The sequence below is a fragment of the Antrihabitans stalagmiti genome (assembly GCF_016482825.1).
Taxonomy (GTDB): Bacteria; Actinomycetota; Actinomycetes; order Mycobacteriales; family Mycobacteriaceae; genus Antrihabitans; species Antrihabitans stalagmiti.
Genome location: NZ_JAEMNV010000003.1, coordinates 675568 through 695407, shown reverse-complemented (window position 1 = coordinate 695407; position 19840 = coordinate 675568). Strand labels below are relative to the sequence as shown.

Sequence of the window (19840 nt, the reverse complement as noted above, 5' to 3'; positions counted from 1 at the left end):
TCAATTAAGCACCTGGTCGGTCGGGATTGCTATGACATTTCCGGCCATATCGACGCCGTTCGGCACATGTTCGGCCAGCACAGCAGTGAGCGCGGAATCCCGACCGGCGAACGGATCGTCGAACGGGTAGAGCCAACCGAAGCCACCCGACGGCAACTCGATCGTCCGAGGTAGCGCCTCCGTCAACGCCGCACGGTCGGCCTCGGCGTCGATCTGCAGCTGCACCGGAACGGTCTGCAGTTCCTCCCAGCTCGCTGCGAAACCTGGATGCAGCGGCAACGCATGGACGTCGGCCTCAGGTACCCAGCGCAGTTCGGCGCTCTCCATGTTCAACGTCGTCGCCAATCGTGACGCGGCATCGGCGACGACCGTGGTGTAGGTCCACCCGCTCAGTGCCCGCGCGGTCACCCGCTCGGCCCGCACGCGCAGCATGGTTGCCGCGATGCCCGCCTCTTCTTCGGCTTCGCGGACTGCGGCGTGAACGGTCGATTCGTGGCTGTCCCGCGCGCCACCAGGAAGTCCCCAGGTCCCACCCTGATGACTCCAGACCGCGCGATGCTGCAGCAGCACCGCAGGGTGTCCGCTCGCCAGCGGTGCGCGCAGCAACAACCCGGCCGCGCCGTGTTTACCCCAGTGCCGACTGCCGTCCGAGCTCCACGACCACCCGTCACCGTCACCACGCATCGAACTGCCTCACCCGTTCGGTCCTCGAGGACCGAAGGATCCGGCCGTCGTCAGCTTCGACCCTATCGCGTGATTCGTTCCGCACGAGTTGGGTAACCCGCTCGAAGCAACCCGCACTCACCACCCGACGGAAGGTTCCAACTCGATGTCGTACCTGCTCTTCGATCTGCTCACCCCGATCGTGGGAATGGACACAGCTCGATACTGGGCAGAAATGCTCGTCGTCGACCCGATCTGACCCTCCGGTCATCGAAATGCAGTACGAGCGGACCGAGCCGGACCACAATAGAGTTCCGTTTCGTCTGCGCTCACGCCAGTGAGCAGTCCCCTCGATGGAGGTCCACGTGGTCGCTGCCCCGTCGGCCTCGGCTGTCGAGGAGGGCGAGCAACGCCCGACATCGTCGCAGCCCGGCCCGGTCGGATCACGGTCGGAGGACGCGACGCCGCCGCTGTCCGCATTACAGGGATCGCTCACTCCCAAAGCAGCCGCCGCGATCGTTCGGGAGCACCTCGACCCTCGCGATGTGCGGGTCTTTCTGCGGTCGTCGCCCGCCCGTCTGATCGCGATGGGCATCGTGCTCGTCGTCCTGTGTGTTGCAGCGGGTGCGGTTGCCGCCGCGACGGTCCGCGACCGGCAGCAGACCTTGAATACCGTCCTCGACGAGACCGAGCCCTATGCGGCGTCGTCACAGCGGCTCTACAGCTCGCTGTCCATCGCGGACGCGGCCGCGTCGACCGCCTTCATCTCCGGTGGTATCGAACCGAAAGCCGTTCGCGACGCGTACTCGCAGGCGATCGGCGAAGCGGCCGCGGAACTGGCGGTCGGAGCGGCCGACCCCGAGGACGCCGATGCTCGCAAGCTCGCCGCGACGATCGCCTCGAAGCTCCCCGTGTACGCGGGCCTCGTCGAAACTGCGCGGACCAACAACCGTAACGGCCATCCGGTCGGCGCTGCCTATCTCGGCGAAGCATCGACGCTGATGCAGACAACGATGTTGCCCGCCGCCGAGGATCTCAGTGCGCGACAGTCCGCGGCCGTCGTCGACGCCCAGCGCGCGTACACGACACCGCCGTGGTTCTCGTTTGCACTCCTAGTGCTCGCCCTCGTCGCGCTGTTCGGCGTGCAAGTACTGCTTGCCAGGCACTGGCGCAGAATCCTCAATCCCGGGCTCATTGTCGCGTCGGCGATCATGGTTGCCCTGTTCGTGTGGATGGCGGTCGGTGGCTCACTGTCCGCTGCTGCGGCCGACCGCGCGCTCGGCCACGGCACCCTGCCGCTCGCGAAACTCACCGAGGGGCGCATCCTCGCGCAGCAGGCACGGTCGGACGAAACACTGAAGTTGGTGCGTCGGGACACTTCCGGCGAGTACGACGCTGCGTTCGACGACGACATGGCACGACTCGGCGCCGTCCTCACCGACTACGGATCCGATATCGAAGGATCCGATCGCGTCGCCGACGCGCTCAGGGCCCACACCGGTTGGCTCGCCGCGCACAAACGTATGAACGACACGTTGGCGACCGGCGATTTCACCGGAGCGTCGATCGTCGCGATCGGGCCGGGCGACGCAGATTCGACCGCTCAATTCGAAGCATTGGACACAGCCGTGCAGCAGGGCATCGTCGATACCCGAGACACGCTGCGGTCCAACGTATCCCGTGCCTCGACCGTGGTCGACAAGTTGACGCCGGGAGCGTTGACACTGGCGTTCGCCGCGGCGTTCTTCGTCCTCGTCGGCCTGTGGCCGCGGTTGCGGGAGTACCGATGATGGTGCAGCGCGGCACAACCCGCACCTGGCTCACCGCCGCCCTCGCCTGCACACTGCTCGGTGTCGCCGCCTGCTCGGCAACACCTGCCGACCTCGACGACCCGGCGGCACGCGACGTCAGCTACACCGAACCGCCGCTGCCCAACAAAGCCGAAAATGCTTCTGCCCCAACGACCCAGCCATCAACGCCGACGAACGACTGCGGCGACCCGACAGTCAGCCTGCGCCCGCTCGCCGACCCGTCGGAACCACCAGGACCCAACGTGGACGCAATTCGCGCACGTGGACGCGTTGTCGTCGGACTCGATACGGGCAGCAACCTCTTCAGCTTCCGCGACCCGATCAGCGGAACCATCGAAGGTTTCGACGTCGAGATCGCGAAAGAGATTGCCCGCGACCTGTTCACCGACCCCGAACGCATCGAGTACCGAATACTCGGCTCGGCCGAGCGCGAGGCCGCACTGCAGTCCAACGCGGTCGACATCGTGGTGAAGACGATGACGATCAACTGTGCGCGGCGGCAGAAGGTCGATTTCTCGACCGTGTATTACCAGGCGAACCAGCGCATCCTTGCCGTCAAGAATTCCGGGATCCGCGGTATCGAAGATCTCGCAGGCAAGCGCGTCTGCATCGTTCGCGGCACGACGTCGCTGCAGCACATTCAGCAAATGCAGCCTGCTGCTTCGATCTTGACGGTGCCTGGCTGGGCCGACTGCCTCGTGGTGCTGCAGCAGCGCCAGGTGGATGCGGTGAGTACCGACGACGCGATACTCGCGGGCCTTGCCGCGCAGGATCCCTACCTCGAGGTCGTCGGCAAGAGCATCAGCCCGGAGCCCTACGGGATCGGGATCGGCAAAGGCAAGGAGGACCTCGTCCGTTTCGTCAACGCCACGCTCGATCGGATTCGTGCGGACGGCACGTGGAACGCCATCTACAACCGGTGGCTGGCCGTCCTCGGTCCGTCGCCGGGCCCTCCGCAGCCGAAGTACGAGGACTGAGCGCCGTGGCGATCGAAGAACCTGAAGCCGACGAACCTCGGCGCGACGACGAGGCCGACGAACAAGGCACGCAGGCTGCGGTATTCGTCCCCGACGAGGTCGGTACCCAACTGTCGGCCGGCGAGCGGGACGAGCCTGTCGAGGTCGGCACGCAGGCGGCGGCGATGGAACACGAGGACATCGGCACCCAGGCGGCGGGAACCCAAGCAGCCGGAACCCAGTCCGCCGGTACTCGAGCGGCCGGTACCCAAGCGGCAGAAGGCCGGACGAGCGGGACCCAGCGCTCCGACGGATCGGCAACGACTGCGACAACCGCAACGTCGGGGTCCCGGTCGTCGGGGCGCAGTTCGCGAACGGTCCGGTCCCGCCCAGGAATTCGTCGTCTCGGCGGCGGCCTCGTCGAGGTTCCCGCAGTGGCGCCGGTCGACCCCAAATCGGCGGTGCTCGTCGATCCCGTCGTCTCGGAGGGTAAACGATTCTGCTGGAAGTGTGCCAAGCCCGTCGGCCGCAGCGACGGCACCGGCCGCGGCAAGCGAACAGGAGAATGCGCGCATTGCGGTGCGCCGTTCGACTTCCGGCCGCAACTGCACGAAGGCGACATGGTCGCAGGCCAATACGAGGTGCAGGGTTGTATCGCGCACGGCGGTCTCGGCTGGATCTACCTCGCGATCGACCGCAACGTCAGCGATCGTTGGGTGGTCTTGAAAGGCCTGCTCCAGACCGGCGATGCGGAGGCTCAGGCCGTGGCGGTCGCGGAACGGCAGTTCCTCGCCGAACTCAACCATCCGAGCATCGTCAAGATCCACAACTTCGTCGAACATCCCCTGCCCGACGGCGACCCGGTCGGCTACATCGTGATGGAGTACGTCGGCGGCCAGTCGCTGCGGGATCTACTGAAAAAGCGTGAGCACAAACGACTTCCGGTGCCCGAAGCGATCGCCTACGTCATCGAGATTCTGCCTGCACTCGACTACCTGCACTCGACCGGTCTGGTCTACAACGATCTCAAACCGGACAACATCATGCTCACCGAGGATCAGCTGAAGTTGATCGACCTCGGCGCGCTCGCCGGTATCGAGTCCTACGGCTACCTCTACGGCACACCCGGTTATCAGGCTCCCGAGATCACCAAGACCGGTCCGACGGTGGCGTCGGACATCTACACCGTCGGCAGGACCCTCGCCGTGCTGACGCTGGACCTGCCGAGCAAACACGGCCGCTACCTCGACGGAATACCTTCCCCCGCAGACGATCCGCTGTTGCGTCGCTACGAGTTCTTCTATCGACTCCTGCTTCGTGCGACCAATCCCGACCCAGCACTTCGTTTTGCGTCGGCCCACGAGCTGTCCGGGCAGCTCGCCGGCGTTCTGCGCGAAATTCTCGCGCTCGAAACCGGAGTCGAACATCCCCGCCTGTCCACCATCTTCAGCCCGCAACGGACAAGCTTCGGAACCGACGAGGCGGTCAGCCAAACCGATGTCTACGCCGATGGCGTTCGTCGCGACAAATTCATCAGCGCAAGGGAAGTCGCGCACGCGCTGCCGGTGCCGCTGGTCGATCCGACCGACCCGTGCGCGCCCCTCGTCGCGGCCGCCGTGCACAGCGAGCCGAGCCAGACCCTCGAATCACTACGCCAAGCCCGCGAAAAGAACAGTGCGACCGACGCGGTCGAATCGTTCGATCTCGAGATCACCCTCGCCGAGGTGAAGGCCTACATCGACCTCGGGGAGACAGCAGCAGCCGAACAGCGACTGAAGCGACTGCATACGAAGATCGGGGCGAATTGGCGGATCGATTGGTACGGCGGTCTCGCAGCACTGCTCGGCGGTGAATACGAGTCCGCCTTCACCCATTTCGACGCGGTCCTTGCTGCGGTGCCCGGCGAGATAGCCCCGAAGCTCGCCCTCGCAGCGACCGCGGAACTTGTTCTGCAGCAGTGGGATACACCCGAACCAGAGCAGTGGCAGCAGTTCGCGGAGAGTTTCTATCGGACGGTATGGCGGACCGACCACGGCATCGTGAGCGCGGCGTTCGGGTTGGCGAGGCAACTCGCTCAGCGTGGCGACATACCGGGATCGATCCACGCGCTCGACCAGGTGTCGCCGTCGTCACGCCACTTCAACGTGGCCCGCATGACCAGCGTGTTGACGCTGCTCACCGGTCGAGCAACCGAGGATATCGACGAGGATGCCATCAGGTCCGCCGCGGCGCGCGTGAAGTCGCTACCGCCCGACGAGGGCAGGGCGGTCCAGATGCGGACCCTCGTTCTCGGTACCGCCCTCGAGTGGCTGCGGGCCGATCTCCGGGACAGCTCCCGAACCGGGGATGCCGCACATGTTCCCGAAGGCACCCTTCTCGGGGTGACCTTCGACGAACGCGGATTGCGCTGCGGTACCGAGGCCGGCCTGCGAGCACTGGCACGGACCGCCCCCGGCCGAACCCATCGCTACCGACTGGTCGACCTTGCCAATTCGATCAGGCCGAAGAGCTGGTTCTGATCGCGGCACGCGCGATCGCCAGTTCTTCGTTGGTCGGCACCACCAGCACCGTCACCTCCGCGCCGTCGGGCGAAATCACCCGCGCCTCGCGGCTTTTCGCGGTATTTCGATCCGGGTCGACGGCGATTCCGAAGCGTGTCAGTCCCGCAAGCGCATCGGCGCGAACCCCTGGGCTGTTCTCACCGACCCCGGCCGTGAATGTGATGACGTCGGCGCCACCGAGCTCGATCAGGTAGGCGCCGATGTAGCGGCGCAGGCGATGGATGTAGACGTCGTAGGCAAGCTTCGCGCCCTCGTCCCCCGCGTCGATCAGGCCCTGCAGTTCGCGGAAGTCGTTGACGCCGGAGAGGCCTTTGAGTCCGGACCGCCGGTTGAGCAGTTCGTCGATCGCGTCGACGTCGAGTTCTGCGCTGCGGCGCAGATGCAGAACGATCCCTGGATCGATATCGCCGCTGCGGGTGCCCATTACCAGCCCTTCGAGCGGGGTGAGACCCATGGACGTGTCGATTGCCTTGCCACGCTCGATTGCCGACGCCGACGCACCGTTGCCGAGATGCAGCACGATTTGATTGAAGTCCGCTCGGTCGCGGCCGAGGAATTCCGCAACTCGGCTCGAAACGAAGTCGTGCGAGGTGCCGTGAAAACCGTAGCGCCGCACACCATGACGCTTGGCAACATCGATGTCGATCGCGTATGTGCTTGCCGCAGCTGGCAAACCGTGAAAGAACGCGGTGTCGAACACGGCAACGTGCGGCACCTGCGGCAGCAGCGCTCGTGCGCTTTCGATACCGACGACGTTCGGGGGATTGTGCAGCGGCGCCAAGGTCGACAGTCGTGATATTTCGGCGACGACGTCGTCGGTGATCAGGGTCGGCTCGTAGAACACGTTGCCGCCGTGGACCACCCGGTGACCGACCGCCGCGACACCGGCCGAGGTCAGGCCGTGCCCGGTCCGTTCGAACATGTCGAATGCCAAGCGCAAGCCTTCGGCATGGTCGGCGATCGGTCCACTGTGCTCGATCGTCTCGCCGTCAACGGTGTGGGCGATGATGCCGTCCGCTTCGCCGATCCTTTCGACGAGACCACTGGCAACCGCAGCGCCGGTCGCGGTGTCGACGAGCTGATACTTCAGCGACGACGAACCCGAATTGATGACCAGGACAAGCGAGTCCGTCATGGCTTCACTCCTGCAGCCTGGATGGCTGTGATCGCGACCGTGTTCACGATGTCGGTCACGAGCGCGCCGCGAGACAGATCGTTGACCGGCTTGTTCAGACCCTGCAGCACGGGTCCGACGGCCACGGCGCCGGCACTGCGCTGGACCGCCTTGTAGGTGTTGTTGCCCGTGTTCAGGTCGGGGAAGATGAAAACCGTTGCACGACCGGCTACTTCGGAGTCGGGCAGCTTCGACTTGGCGACCGATGGTTCGATGGCAGCGTCGTATTGGATGGGACCTTCGAGCAGGAGGTCGGGTCGGCGTTCGCGGGCGAGTCGCGTCGCTTCGCGTACCTTGTCGACGTCGGCACCGGTCCCCGATTCGCCGGTCGAGTAGGACAGCAGGGCGACGCGTGGTTCGATACCGAACTGTTCGGCGGTGATCGATGACGAGATCGCAATGTCGGCAAGCTGTTTCGCCGTCGGGTCGGGCACGATTGCGCAGTCGCCGTAGGCCAGCACGCGGTCGGCAAGACACATCAGGAACACGCTGGACACGGTGTCGACACCCGGCGCGGTCTTGATGATCTCGAACGAGGGTCTGATCGTGTGCGCTGTCGTGTGCGCGGCGCCCGAAACCATCCCGTCGGCAATTCCCATGTGCACCATCATCGTTCCGAAGTAGGAGATGTCGGTGATCACCTCACGGGCACGCTCGACCGTCATGCCCTTGTGCTTGCGCAGCTTTGCGTACTCCTCCGCGAAATCGTCGAAGTACTCGCAGTTGCTCGGATCGAGCACGCGCGCCGCGCTCAGGTCGACGCCGAGTTCGGCTGCCCGAACGCGGATTTCGTTCTCCTTGCCGAGGATGGTTAGGTCCGCGATCTGGCGCTGCAACACGCGGCCTGCGGCACGCAGAATGCGATCGTCGCCACCTTCCGGCAGCACGATGTGCTTTCTGGCCTCACGAGCCCGGAAGACCAACTGATACTCGAACATCTGCGGCGTGACGACCGACGGAATGGGAACATCGATGCGCTCGAGCAGTGCTTTGGCGTCGACCCGTTCCTCCATGAGGCTCAGCGCGGTGTCGATCTTGCGTTGCGATCCGACGGCGACGCGTCCCCGCGTTTCGAAGGCCGCCTTCGCGGTGTCGAACGTGCCGAGTCCGGTCGTCAGGATCGGCAGTCGTGGCTTCAAACCTGCGACAAGCTTCGCGATGGACGGATGCGGCAGCATGCCGCCGTTCATGATGATGCCTGCGAGTGACGGAAAGCCCTCGGCATCATGGGCATTGACGAGGCTGAGCAAGACGTCGGAGCGGTCCGCCGGAGCGATGACGACCACACCTTCGGTGAGACGCTCGAGAATGTGTTCGGCCGTCATACCGCCGACCATCACCCGCAGCGCCTCCCGCTGCAGCAACTCGGTGTCGCCGCTGTAGAGCTCACCGTCGATCGAGGTCTGCAGTTCGGCCATCGTCGGTGCCATCAGCAGCGGGACCTCCGGCAGGCTCCAGGACGGCACACCCGTCGACTCGAGCGCAGCGGGCACCTGATCGAGCAGTTCCGGATCGCAGCGATTGGCGATCACCGCGACGAGATGCGCCTTCTGCGAGGCCAACTCCGCCTGGCATACCTCGACCAGGTGCAGCAGTTCCTCCGACGTCCGTCCCGACCCGCGCACGGTGAGCAGAACCGGTGCGCCGAGGTTGACGGCGATACGCGCGTTGAAGCTGAGCTCGCTCGGACTGACGATGTCGGTGTAATCGCTGCCGATGATGACCACCGAGTCGCACAGTGCGGCGACGGTATGGAAGCGCATGACGATTTCGCTGAGGGCACCTTCTGGATCGTCGTGCACCTGCTCGTAGCTCACGCCCATGGCTTGCTCGTACGTCAGATCAGCGGTGCTGTGCTCGAGCAGAAGTTCGAGGATGTAGTCGGGTTCGTCGGTCGAACGCGCGATCGGCCGAAACACCCCGGCACGTGCCGTTGTCGCGCTCAGCATGTTCAGCAAACCGAGAGCCACCGTCGACTTTCCGGTGTCACCTTCGGGTGCTGCTACGTAAACACTGGAGATTCGATGCAGGTCAGATTCCACGGACGGCATGCGCCGAAGCATAGTTGCACCACAATGGCTGCTATGTCCCCTGACCGACTTCCCGACCCGACCGAACAGTCGGCGCTGATGAACGTCGGTGAGGTCGTGCGTGAGTGGTGGGTGTCGCCCGTCGATTTCCAATGGCTGCGTGAGTTTCTGGCAAGTAGGTCGTTGACGGACCCGGTTCGGCTGTTGATCGCACTCATAGCTGCACTACTCGCGGTGGTCCCCGCGCTGGGCCTGCTCACCCACGACGCGCCCGACCACATCGCAGGGCGGGCACTGCTCGTCGTCGCGATGGTGACCGCCGCCGCTTGGAGTGTGCGCTGGTTACGTGGACCATGGCCGACGGCATTCGGCTCCGCCCTGTTCGTGATCTGGGCCGACATCGCGATAACTGTGTGTTGCCTGCTGCACGGCAACGCCCTGTCCGGGCTCGCAGGCACGACGACGTTCGTTCTGATCGGTGCGTACGTCACGTTCTTCCACGGCCCTCGGCCGCTGTGTGCCCAGCTCGCGTGGTCGTTGCTCACGGTCGTCGCACTTGCGATTCCCGTCGCGACGGGACCGGACGGCGATCCTGCGACAGCCATCGGAAAAGCCTTCGTGACGATCGCCGCTGTCGTCGTCCTGCCGCCGATCCTGCAGATCAGCTACACGCTCATCCGTTCCGACGCTGTCGACTCGCTTGTCGACCCACTGACGGGGCTGCTCAATCGACGCGGACTGCAGACCCAATCGATACAACTCGCACGAGGACAACGTGTTGCCGGCGACACGGTTGTGCTGATCTCGATCGACCTCGACCGCTTCAAGACGATCAACGACACTCTCGGGCACTCGGTCGGGGACGAGGTGTTGCTACGAAGCGCACGCCGAATCAGGTCGGTGGTCCGCAGCGACGCGGTGCTGGCCCGGCTCGGCGGCGAAGAATTCGTCGTGCTCGACGTGCTGCCCCTCACGCACGCCGACGAGCTTGCCGAGCGAATTCGCGTCGCGATCAGCGCCAAGGCCGACCGCGCACCTGTCACTGCGAGCGTCGGCTTCGCGATCGCGAAGCGGGACTTGTTCGCAGGTTCGGCGGCCGATGCCGTAGACGCGCTCGAGCAGCTACTCGACCGAGCGGACACGGCGATGTACGAGGCGAAACGAGCCGGCCGCGACCGCGTTTCCCGCGATATCGCCGATATCGCCGATATCCGGGATAGCTCCGACGACGACGCGCTCGAAAGCTAGCCGGCCGCGCGCAACCTCGGCGCAAGATCTCGCTCGAACAGTTCGAGGAACCGCTTCTGATCGTGTCCAGGCGCATGAAACACCAGGTGGTTGAGGCCTGCATCGAGGTACGGCGTGATCTTCGAGACGACGTCGTCGGGGTCTGAACCGACGATCCAGCGCTTGGCGACCTGCTCGATCGGCAGGGCGTCGGCAGCTGCTTCCATCTCGATCGGATCTTCGATGCTGTGCTTCTGCTCCGGTGTCAGGGACAGCGGCGCCCAGAATCGTGTGTTCTCCAGTGCTGCATCGGCGTCGGTGTCGTAGGAGATCTTGATCTCGATCATGCGATCGATGACGTCGGTCGAGCGGTCGACCTTTGCGGCACCCTCGGCGAGTGCGGGCATCAGTTTCTCCGTGTAGAGCTCCATACCCTTGCCCGACGTGCAGATGAAGCCATCGCCCGCTCGTCCCGCATACCGTGCGACGACGGGTCCGCCCGCTGCGATGTAGACCGGCACGCCACCGTCGGGAACGTCGTAGATCGACGCGCCCTTCGTTTTGTAATATTCGCCGTCGAAGTCGACGCGATCCCCGACCCATAGTTCGCGCATAAGCTGAACTGCCTCGCGCAACCGCGCGAAACGTTCCTTGAACTCGGGCCACTCACCTGCGTATCCGGTTGCGATCTCGTTGAGCGCTTCGCCGGTACCGACGCCGAGCATCACCCGTCCCGGATACAGGCAGCCCATGGTCGCGAACGCCTGTGCGATCACGGCAGGGTTGTATCGGAAGGTCGGCGTGAGCACCGAGGTCCCCAGCTGGATCCGCTCGGTGCGCTCGCCGACGGCAGTCATCCACGCGAGCGAGAAAGGGGCATGGCCGCCGTTGTGGCGCCACGGTTGAAAGTGATCACTGACCGTGGCGGAATCCATGCCGTGTTGCTCGGCGAGGACTGCCAGTTCGACGAGTTCGCGAGGTCCGAATTGTTCCGCGGACGCCTTGTATCCCAGCTTGAGCTCAGGCATGCACTACTCCTTTGTCGGCTGACCCGAGCCTAGCGAGAGTCCCCGACGCGCATCCGGGCGGTGCAACGTCGTGAGCAGTAGGAATTGCCCAAGTTTTTCGGCGTTTGCTCTCGCATAGCGAACGGCCGGTCTGTTATATTTCCGAGACCTTTCGAGGCTGTACTACGCACCTAGGTGTGAGGTAAGGGACTTGTTCGCGGCACGGGTGCGGTACGAGCAACGTGAGGTGCTCGGGTCAACGCCGACTGCGCGGCAGCGGTGCCATGAAAGGGGCGGTCCAATGCCACAGCCCAGACATCTCTCCCGCTCGACCGGACAGTCGACCAAGGAACCCCGCCATCGGGCGCAGAGCCAAGAGGCAGCGATACGGGCCGCGAGGCACCGAGCGGCCGCGGATCTCCCGGGCGCAGGCACCCTCGTCGGCGATGGACCCGCCCGCCACCGCGCACATCGACTCCCCGACGACGTTTCGGGCGACGATCGTAAAGGCGACACCGATCGACCCGAGGTCAGCATGTCGTTGCGCGAGTGGACGAACCAGCTCTTCTACACCGGTTCGAGCTGAACCCGACACGACTCGACGACCCCGGTGGGGCAAGATTGCCTTGCCATGACCGACATCGACGACAACCCGCGGGCAACCCGCATGCGACACGTCGTGCGGCTCGTTCTTTTCGCCACTTTCCTGCTCGGCCTGTTCGTTCTCGTTGCTGTGACGCGCGTCGTCGATGTCGAGGACCTCAGGGCAACGGTTGCGGCGACCGGCCCGGCAGCGCCGCTGACCTACGTCGTGTTGGCGGCCGCTCTCGGCGCAGCACTCGTGCCTGGGCCGATCCTCGCCGCAGGCAGCGGACTGCTGTTCGGACCGGTGCTCGGCACCTTCGTGACGCTGGCCGCAACGGTCGGCACCGCACTGACGAGTGCCTTCCTCGGTCGCCGGGCAGGCCGTAACAGCACCCGCGCCCTACTCGGCCCCGAGCGGTCCGATCGCGTCGACGCGCAGATCGAACGCTGGGGCCTGTGGGCTGTCGTCGGTCAGCGGTTCGTTCCCGGCGCACCCGACGCGTTGTCTGCCTACGCCTTCGGCGCATTCGGACTTCCGTTGTGGCAGATGGCAATCGGGGCTTTCATCGGGTCGGCACCGCGGGCGTTCGTCTACACGGCGCTTGGCGCTTCGGTCGGCGATCTGTCCTCACCGCTTGCCTACTCGGCAATCGCGGTGTGGTGCGCAATGGCCATCGTCGGCGCCTACGCCGCGCGGCGTGGATATCGACGCTGGCGTGGCAAGGCAGCACAATGAGGTGGTGACGCGAACAGCGACCGAACTCGACCCCGACGCACAACTGTCGTATCTGATGGACATGGACGGAGTTCTCGTCCACGAGGAACACCTCGTCCCCGGCGCGGACGAGTTTCTGACCGAGCTACGGCAGAACCAGACACCGTTCATGGTGCTGACGAACAACTCGATTCGTACCCCTCGGGACCTGCATGCGCGGCTGGTGCGATCGGGTCTCGACATTCCCGAACGGTCGATCTGGACCTCCGCACTTGCGACGGCGACCTTCCTGAAAAATCAGCGCCCAGGTGGCAGCGCGTACGTCGTCGGCGAATCCGGGCTGACCACGGCACTGCACGACATCGGCTACGTCCTCACCGATACCGACCCCGACTACGTCGTCCTCGGCGAGACGCGCACCTACTCCTTCGAGGCCATCACCAAGGCGATTCGACTCGTCGAGAACGGTGCACGGTTCATTGCGACCAATCCGGACGCAACGGGTCCGTCTCGTGAAGGTTCACTGCCCGCAACGGGATCGGTCGCTGCTCTCATCACGCGGGCCACCGGTCGCGAACCGTATTACGTCGGCAAACCGAACCCGCTGATGATGCGATCGGCGCTACGAGCGATCGGCGCACACTCCGAACACACGTTGATGATCGGCGACCGGATGGACACCGACGTCGTCTCCGGACTGGAGGCGGGACTGCGGACGATTCTTGTACTCACGGGAATCTCCACCCGGCAGAGTGTCGAGTCCTTTCCCTATCGTCCGACGCTCGTTGTCGACTCGGTCGCCGACCTCATCGGACGAACGCGAAATCCGTTCGAAAGCTGACCGCACCCAGCGCAGGGAGCCCCGACCGCGACTGGCACGATCGAGGAGTGAAGCGCGACGTGTCTGCCCATCTCGATGTCGATATCAGGGCTGCGACAACCCTCGAGTTCCAAATTGCCGTTGCGAAGCTGCCGGGCATCGAGGTGACCGAGTCGTTGTCGTTCACTCACGACGGCAACCCGGTCGAGGCTGCGGAGATAATCGGTTTGCACGGCACCAGGATTCACAAATTCGAGGTCGGCGAAGGCAATCTCGTTGCGAGCTATCACGCGAGCGTCACCGGTCGCGCAGAACCCGACGAGGCGACAGACTACGACCTTTCGGTCTATCTACGGCCTAGCCGCTACGCCGAGGCCGACAAGTTCTTCGGTTTCGCCGCAAAGGAATTCGGCCAGTACCGCGACTCCGAAACACTGCTCGCGCAGATATCGGGGTGGGTGCGATCCCGGATGTTCTACGTGCCGGGCAGCAGCGATCCGATCGACGGCGCGGCAGACACTCTGCTGTCCGGCGCCGGGGTGTGCCGCGACTACGCACATCTGGTCGTTGCGTTTCTTCGTGCGATGAATGTGCCTGCCAGAGTGGTCGCGGTGTACGCGCCGGGATGTGTCCCCATGGACTTCCACGCGGTCGCGGAGGCGTACGTCGACGGTGTGTGGCGCGTCGTCGATGCGACCGGTCTGGCGCCACGGTCGACGCTGGTGCGCATTGCTACCGGCCGTGATTCGGCCGATACGGCGTTTCTCGACAACCACAGCGGCGACATCTGGCTCAACCACGTGTGGGTCACCGCCGTCGTCGAGGGGATGCTGCCGATCGACGACATCACCGAGCTGGTGTCACTGGGTTAGCTCGGCTTGCTCGGCTAGCTCAGGGCCTGATCGAGATCGCCGAGCAGGTCTTCGATGTCTTCGAGTCCGACCGAGATCCGGACGACCGAATCGGTGATGCCGATCGCAGCGCGGCCTTCGGGTCCCATTGCTCGGTGCGTCGTCGTCGCCGGATGTGTGATCAGCGATTTCGCGTCGCCGAGGTTGTTGGAGATGTCGACGATGCGAAGTGCGTCGAGCACTTCGAATGCACGCTTCTTGCCCATACCGTCGGGTGCGTCGAGTTCGAACGTGACGACCGTTCCGCCGCCGCTCATCTGGGTCCGGGCAAGCGCATATTGTGGATGCGATTCCAGGTACGGATATTTCACCCAACGGATCGCGTTGTGGCCTTCGAGGAACTTCGCGATGGTCAGCGCGGATTCGGTGGAGTGCCGAACGCGCAGCGGCATCGTCTCCAGTCCCTTGAGCAGGGTCCACGCGTTGAAGGGGCTCAGCGCCGGACCGGTATGCCGCATAAGGGTTTTGACGGGTCCGTCGATGTAGTCCTGCGAACCGAGGATCGCGCCGCCGAGCACTCGGCCCTGACCGTCGATGTGCTTGGTGCCCGAGTAGACAACGACGTCGGCGCCGAGTTCGAAGCTGCGCTGCAGTATAGGCGTCGCAAAAACGTTGTCCAGCACCACTTTTGCTCCCGCTGCATGCGCGAGCTCGACAACGCGCGGCACGTCGACGAGTGATTGCATCGGGTTGGACGGTGTTTCGAAGAACACGGCCGTCGTCGGTACCGACAGTGCCTGCTCCCACTGGTCGAGATCGTCACCGTCGACGAAGACGGTCTCGACACCCCAGCGCGGCAGGATTTCGTTGCAGACGACGAAACACGAGCCGAACAGACTGCGTGCAGCGACCAGACGATCGCCTGCCCCGAGCAGCGCGCCGAGCGCGGTGAACACGGCAGCCATCCCACTCGCGGTGGCAAAACATGCCTCGGCACCGTCGATGAGCCGCATACGTTCTTCGAACATCGCAACCGTCGGGTTGCCGTAGCGCGAGTAGACGAAATGATCGACTTCGCCGGTGAACGCGGCTTCGGCAGCTCCGGCGCTCTCGTAGACGAAGCCGGACGTCAGATACAGCGCCTCGGCGTTCTCTTCGAAACCCGAACGCATCAGTCCGCCACGGACTCCGATGGTCGCGGGACCGACTCCCGCCGGGAGCGGCTTCTCGAACGCGCCACCGGTCGGGCGGCTGATCTTGCCGTCGCTCATGACTGCGTCCAAGGCAACCCGATGGCACGCCAACCGATCGCGCCGCGGTGGCCGTCAGCGTCGATCGGGCCTTCGAAACCTTCGAGGATGTTGTAGGACGGGCCGATCCCGGCCGCGGTCGCCGCCTTGGCCGCGCCGACCGATCGTTGACCCGAACGGCACAGGAACACGACCGGCCGTTCGACTCCGGGGGTGAGACCTGCCTCTTTCAGCTGGTCGACGAAATTGTCGTTGCGTGCACCGCCCGGGTAGCCGACCCATTCGACCAGCAACGACTTCCGGCCGATCGGGGTGGTATCGGCGATGCCGACGAACTTCCATTCGGCTTCGGTGCGGACGTCGACGAGCACCGCCTCGGGGTGCTCGGTCAACAGGTCCCACGCCTCCTGCGGGGTGATATCGCCTGCATAGCTCACGTCATGCGCCTTTCACAATGCCCTGGACTCGCCGGCACTGCACTGGCCTTGGAGTCCGCGCTTGCCGCGTCCGGAATTGAAGCACGGCCAGGTCGTCACCCGGAGCACCCCACCGCGGAGGAGGGTTGCCGACCAGCTAGCCGGGGCTGTTCGCTGGTACTCATGACCTCAGCAGAGGATCGCTCGCAACCCCTGCTTCTGTCAACTTCTGCGCACTGAATCGCCAGTAATTGCGATCAGTTGCACACCAGCCAGCCGCCATCGCTGCGGACGAAGTTCCATTCCGCGACCGGCAGGTCCTTCTCGTCGGCCGCGACGGTGACATCGGCCTTCGCTCGGTCGCCGTCGACTTTCACGTTCTCGACCTTGCTGTAGGTGATCTTGTCGCCACCGGGCTTCACGACGAAGGCCTCGTCGTCGAAACCGGGGCAGACAGCACCCTTCAACTGCGCATCCTCACCGTTGCGGGCCTTGATGTAGGCAATGGTCGCCTGGTCGACGCGCTGCGCTTCGGAGACGTTCTCTTCGGCGGGTGACACGATCCCGCCGATGACGATGGCCGCAATGATCGCCGCTACGACCGCGACGGCGGCGATGAACGGGACGGGAGTGCGCTCCCACTTGGACTCGGTGTCGGCGCCTTCGACGACCGCATTCGTGTCTGTGGAATCTGCGGCGACCTGATGCGCTGCCTCGTCGTCCCTGTTGTTTTTCTTCTTCTTGGCGGTCACGAGGGAATCCTCCACGGGCGCCGCGCGTGGGGCAAACGCGCACCCGGCAAGTCGGCGTGCGGGGTGACGATAGACTTCAACGGCCGAGCCTGCCGCGCACGCGAGCGAACTTCTCGAAGAGCGGATCGGTTCGGCTCGTTGCTTCGGCAGATCAGAGCTTGGCAGATTAGAGATTTGGCTAATTAGGCTCAGCTAAGTTTAAGCTCGCGTCAGCGAACGTCCATTTCGTCGAAAAGGTGCACGGTAGAAGATGACAGACCAGTCTCGAGCGGCTCAGTCGCCCGCCCAGTCCCGTCCGCTTCGCGTGGCCATCATCGGCGCAGGTCCGGCAGGCATCTACGCCGCTGACGCACTGATGAAATCCGACGCCGAGGTCAGCATCGACCTCTTCGAACGTATGCCTGCACCGTTCGGCCTCATCCGCTACGGCGTCGCACCCGATCACCCGCGCATCAAGGGCATCATCACCGCCCTGCACAAGGTGCTCGACAAAGAGCACGTCCGCCTGCTCGGCAACATCGACTACGGCACCGACATCACCCTCGACGACATGCGGCGTTTTTACGACGCCGTCATCTTCTCCACCGGCGCCAACGCCGACCGCGCACTCGAAATCCCCGGCGTCGACCTCGAAGGGTCCTACGGCGCCGCCGACTTCGTCTCCTGGTACGACGGGCACCCAGATGTGCCCCGCAGCTGGCCGCTGGACGCAGAGAAGGTTGCTGTTCTAGGTGTCGGTAACGTCGCCCTCGACGTCGCGCGTGTGCTCGCCAAGACCGGCGACGAGCTGCTGCCGACCGAAATCCCCGCCAACGTCTACGAAGGCCTCAAGGCGAACAAGGCCGTCGAGGTGCACGTCTTCGGTCGCCGCGGACCCGCGCAGGCCAAGTTCACGCCGCTGGAACTGCGCGAACTCGATCATTCCCCCACGATCGAAGTGATCGTCGACCCCGAAGACATCGACTACGACGCAGGTTCGGAGGCGGCCCGCCGCAACTCCAAGATCGTCGACATGGTCGCAAACACCATCCAGGACTGGGCGATCCGCGACGTCGGCAACCGCCCCCACAAACTGTTCCTGCACTTCTTCGAATCGCCGACCGAAATCCTCGGCAAAGACGGAAAAGTTGTCGGGCTGCGGACCGAACGCACCGAACTCGACGGCACCGGCAACGTGCGTGGCACCGGCAAGTTCAAGGAATGGGAGATCGGCGCCGTGTACCGCGCTGTCGGGTACCTGTCGCAGAACGTCTCGGACCTGCCTTTCGACGACCAAGCCGGGACCGTGCCGAACGAGGCGGGCCGGGTGCTGGACGACGAAGGCAACCACGTTGCCGCGACCTACGTCACCGGCTGGATCAAGCGTGGGCCGGTCGGGCTGATCGGCCACACCAAGGGCGATGCGAACGAGACCGTGGCGTGCCTGCTCGACGACAGCGAAAGCTTCACCGGCGCACCGGAACCCGAGGAAAGCTCGATCATCGACTTCCTGGAGAGCAAGTCCATCCCGTTCACGACGTGGCAGGGCTGGTACCGCCTCGATGCCCACGAACGTTCACTCGGCGAGCCGGAAGGCCGCGAACGTATCAAGGTCGTCGAGCGCGAAGACATGCTCCGCGCCAGCGAGCCGCACAAAGCCTGACCCCAAGCAGCCTGATCCCCACCTGCCTCGTCCGGGCGTGAAATACGCCGCATCTTGTCTTGCCCGCTTGGCTTGTGGGGCATGCTTAGAGCTGTGTTCGACGCCCATCTTCACATCATCGACCCGCGGTTTCCGCTGGTCGGAAACAACGGCTATCTTCCTGAACACTTCACGATCGCCCAGTACCGCGAGCGGATGAGCGGTTTCGGCGTCGAAGGCGGTGCCGTCGTCAGCGGCTCGTGGCAGGAAACCGACCAGACCTACCTGGTCGCAGCTCTTGCCGAACTCGGCGACAGCTGGGTCGGGGTGACCCAACTCGACCCCGATGCGACCGACGACGACATCGTCGAACTCGATCGCGCGGGGGTACGCGCGATCCGTTTCAACCTCAAGCGCGGGGCGATCGACATCGCCGGATTGACCCTGCAGGCGTTGCGCGCCCACGAGATTGCCGGTTGGCACGCCGAGCTCTACGTCGACGGCTCGCTGCTGCCGTCGCTGGAACCCGTGTTGACGAAGCTGCCAGCGGCAAGTGTCGATCACATGGGCATGTCCACCGACGGTCTGCCGTACCTGCTGAATCTCGTCGACCGTGGGGTCAAGGTGAAGGCAACCGGCTTCGGTCGGGTCGACATGGACATCCTCGACACGTTGCGGCAGATACATGCGGTGAGTCCCGAAGCTTTGATGTTCGGGTCGGACCTACCGGGGACGCGCGCTCAACGTGCGTTCGATGCCTCGGATATCGATGTGATCGCCGACGCCGTCGGCGACGATCTCGGCGCGGTGCTCGATACCAATGCCCGCAGTTTCTACCGGGTGCCACCGAAAAGCGCTGTCCAGCAGAACGAATCGTCGGCAGCGCTCGGCTGACGGCGCATCACGTCGCGATTGCGGCTACCAACCAGATGCCGCTCGCGAGCAGGGCACCGAGCAGTTCTATCAGCATCGAAAGGCCGACCGCCTTGGTGGCGTGCCACGTCGCGGGCCACGCCTGGTCGTGACGCGAAAGCCGCTGCAGCTCGGACAGATACGTGCCGAGGATGAAGCCGATGAACAGGCCGATCACCGGGACGACGAAGAACCCGACGATGCCGAACAGTGCGCCGATCACGAGGGACCGCTTCGACACCCCGGCGTCGCGCATCTTCTTGCCTGGCCAGGTGTACTTGACCACACCCGAGATAACAAGCAGCACAGTGCAAATCGCGAAAACGGCCCAGCTGCTCACGCCGCCTTCGACAATCGCCCAGACCAGGATCGCACCGAAAACAAGCACCACGCCGGGCAATATCGGAACCACGACGCCGATGAGACCGACGAGGATCACCAGGCCGACGAGGAGCTCACCCCAGCCGCTCATGCGGCTGCCGCGATCCG

Annotated in this window: 18 protein-coding genes and 1 riboswitch; of the genes, 10 read left to right on the top strand and 8 right to left on the bottom strand. The window is 64.5% G+C overall.

The window, feature by feature from the left end:
- Complete coding sequence (locus JGU71_RS11975; RefSeq protein WP_199704335.1) at positions 1-684, bottom strand: NUDIX domain-containing protein; 684 nt, start codon at positions 682-684, stop codon at positions 1-3.
- A 344-nt stretch (positions 685-1028) separates the two neighbouring features.
- Here JGU71_RS11975 and JGU71_RS11970 point away from each other — a divergent pair, with 344 nt between their 5' ends.
- The 3 genes from JGU71_RS11970 (at position 1029) to JGU71_RS11960 (ending at position 5949) form a co-directional block, all read left to right on the top strand.
- Positions 1029-2453 (top strand): GlnX family signal transduction membrane protein, encoded by a 1425-nt coding sequence (locus tag JGU71_RS11970; RefSeq protein WP_199704334.1) that lies wholly within the window; start codon positions 1029-1031, stop codon positions 2451-2453.
- Positions 2450-3451: a glutamate ABC transporter substrate-binding protein gene (locus JGU71_RS11965; RefSeq protein ID WP_233529031.1), complete on the top strand. Its 1002-nt coding sequence runs from the start codon at positions 2450-2452 to the stop codon at positions 3449-3451. The genes JGU71_RS11970 and JGU71_RS11965 overlap by 4 nt, the downstream gene beginning before the upstream one ends.
- A gap of 164 nt (positions 3452-3615) precedes the next feature.
- The gene (locus tag JGU71_RS11960; RefSeq protein ID WP_199704577.1) at positions 3616-5949 is read left to right on the top strand and encodes a serine/threonine-protein kinase; all 2334 of its coding nucleotides are present in this window, start codon (positions 3616-3618) and stop codon (positions 5947-5949) included.
- On the opposite strand, the gene JGU71_RS11955 is transcribed toward JGU71_RS11960, so the two are convergent.
- Both JGU71_RS11955 and pta read right to left on the bottom strand, forming a co-directional pair.
- Positions 5927-7126, bottom strand: coding sequence for an acetate kinase (locus JGU71_RS11955; RefSeq protein ID WP_199704333.1), 1200 nt, complete (start codon positions 7124-7126; stop codon positions 5927-5929). The two genes, JGU71_RS11960 and JGU71_RS11955, sit on opposite strands and share 23 nt — an antisense overlap.
- Complete coding sequence (gene pta / locus JGU71_RS11950) at positions 7123-9216, bottom strand: phosphate acetyltransferase (RefSeq protein WP_199704332.1); 2094 nt, start codon at positions 9214-9216, stop codon at positions 7123-7125. Before pta ends, JGU71_RS11955 begins: the two co-directional genes overlap by 4 nt.
- A gap of 33 nt (positions 9217-9249) precedes the next feature.
- Between pta and JGU71_RS11945 the strand changes: the two genes are divergently transcribed.
- Positions 9250-10443, top strand: coding sequence for a GGDEF domain-containing protein (locus JGU71_RS11945; RefSeq protein ID WP_199704331.1), 1194 nt, complete (start codon positions 9250-9252; stop codon positions 10441-10443).
- On the opposite strand, the gene fgd is transcribed toward JGU71_RS11945, so the two are convergent.
- The gene (gene fgd / locus JGU71_RS11940) at positions 10440-11450 is read right to left on the bottom strand and encodes a glucose-6-phosphate dehydrogenase (coenzyme-F420) (protein ID WP_199704330.1); all 1011 of its coding nucleotides are present in this window, start codon (positions 11448-11450) and stop codon (positions 10440-10442) included. The genes JGU71_RS11945 and fgd overlap by 4 nt on opposite strands.
- 280 nt (positions 11451-11730) lie before the next feature.
- Between fgd and JGU71_RS11935 the strand changes: the two genes are divergently transcribed.
- The 4 genes from JGU71_RS11935 to JGU71_RS11920 are packed head-to-tail and all read left to right on the top strand — an operon-like array spanning position 11731 to position 14421.
- The gene (locus JGU71_RS11935) at positions 11731-12015 is read left to right on the top strand and encodes a hypothetical protein (RefSeq protein WP_199704329.1); all 285 of its coding nucleotides are present in this window, start codon (positions 11731-11733) and stop codon (positions 12013-12015) included.
- A gap of 45 nt (positions 12016-12060) precedes the next feature.
- Positions 12061-12750, top strand: coding sequence for a TVP38/TMEM64 family protein (locus tag JGU71_RS11930; RefSeq protein WP_199704328.1), 690 nt, complete (start codon positions 12061-12063; stop codon positions 12748-12750).
- A 55-nt stretch (positions 12751-12805) separates the two neighbouring features.
- Complete coding sequence (locus tag JGU71_RS11925) at positions 12806-13570, top strand: HAD-IIA family hydrolase (protein ID WP_199704576.1); 765 nt, start codon at positions 12806-12808, stop codon at positions 13568-13570.
- Between the two features lie 47 nt (positions 13571-13617).
- Complete coding sequence (locus tag JGU71_RS11920) at positions 13618-14421, top strand: transglutaminase-like domain-containing protein (protein WP_199704327.1); 804 nt, start codon at positions 13618-13620, stop codon at positions 14419-14421.
- Between the two features lie 14 nt (positions 14422-14435).
- Here the strand turns inward: JGU71_RS11920 and JGU71_RS11915 are convergent, their stop codons facing one another.
- From JGU71_RS11915 to JGU71_RS11905, 3 genes are all read right to left on the bottom strand, one after another.
- Complete coding sequence (locus JGU71_RS11915; RefSeq protein ID WP_199704326.1) at positions 14436-15671, bottom strand: O-succinylhomoserine sulfhydrylase; 1236 nt, start codon at positions 15669-15671, stop codon at positions 14436-14438.
- Positions 15668-16087, bottom strand: coding sequence for a rhodanese-like domain-containing protein (locus JGU71_RS11910; RefSeq protein WP_199704325.1), 420 nt, complete (start codon positions 16085-16087; stop codon positions 15668-15670). Before JGU71_RS11910 ends, JGU71_RS11915 begins: the two co-directional genes overlap by 4 nt.
- A 52-nt stretch (positions 16088-16139) precedes the next feature.
- Positions 16140-16255, bottom strand: a riboswitch (SAM riboswitch).
- 68 nt (positions 16256-16323) lie between these two features.
- Positions 16324-16818, bottom strand: a complete 495-nt coding sequence (locus JGU71_RS11905) for an Rv0361 family membrane protein (RefSeq protein ID WP_199704324.1) — start codon at positions 16816-16818, stop codon at positions 16324-16326.
- Between the two features lie 250 nt (positions 16819-17068).
- Between JGU71_RS11905 and JGU71_RS11900 the strand changes: the two genes are divergently transcribed.
- Together JGU71_RS11900 and JGU71_RS11895 are read left to right on the top strand one after the other, a co-directional pair.
- Positions 17069-18460, top strand: a complete 1392-nt coding sequence (locus tag JGU71_RS11900; protein WP_199704323.1) for an FAD-dependent oxidoreductase — start codon at positions 17069-17071, stop codon at positions 18458-18460.
- 93 nt (positions 18461-18553) lie between these two features.
- A complete protein-coding gene (locus JGU71_RS11895; RefSeq protein ID WP_199704575.1) occupies positions 18554-19333 on the top strand; it encodes an amidohydrolase family protein in 780 nt (259 codons plus the stop codon).
- A 7-nt stretch (positions 19334-19340) separates the two neighbouring features.
- On the opposite strand, the gene JGU71_RS11890 is transcribed toward JGU71_RS11895, so the two are convergent.
- The gene (locus JGU71_RS11890) at positions 19341-19823 is read right to left on the bottom strand and encodes a DUF456 domain-containing protein (RefSeq protein ID WP_199704322.1); all 483 of its coding nucleotides are present in this window, start codon (positions 19821-19823) and stop codon (positions 19341-19343) included.
- Positions 19824-19840: the final 17 nt, after the last annotated feature.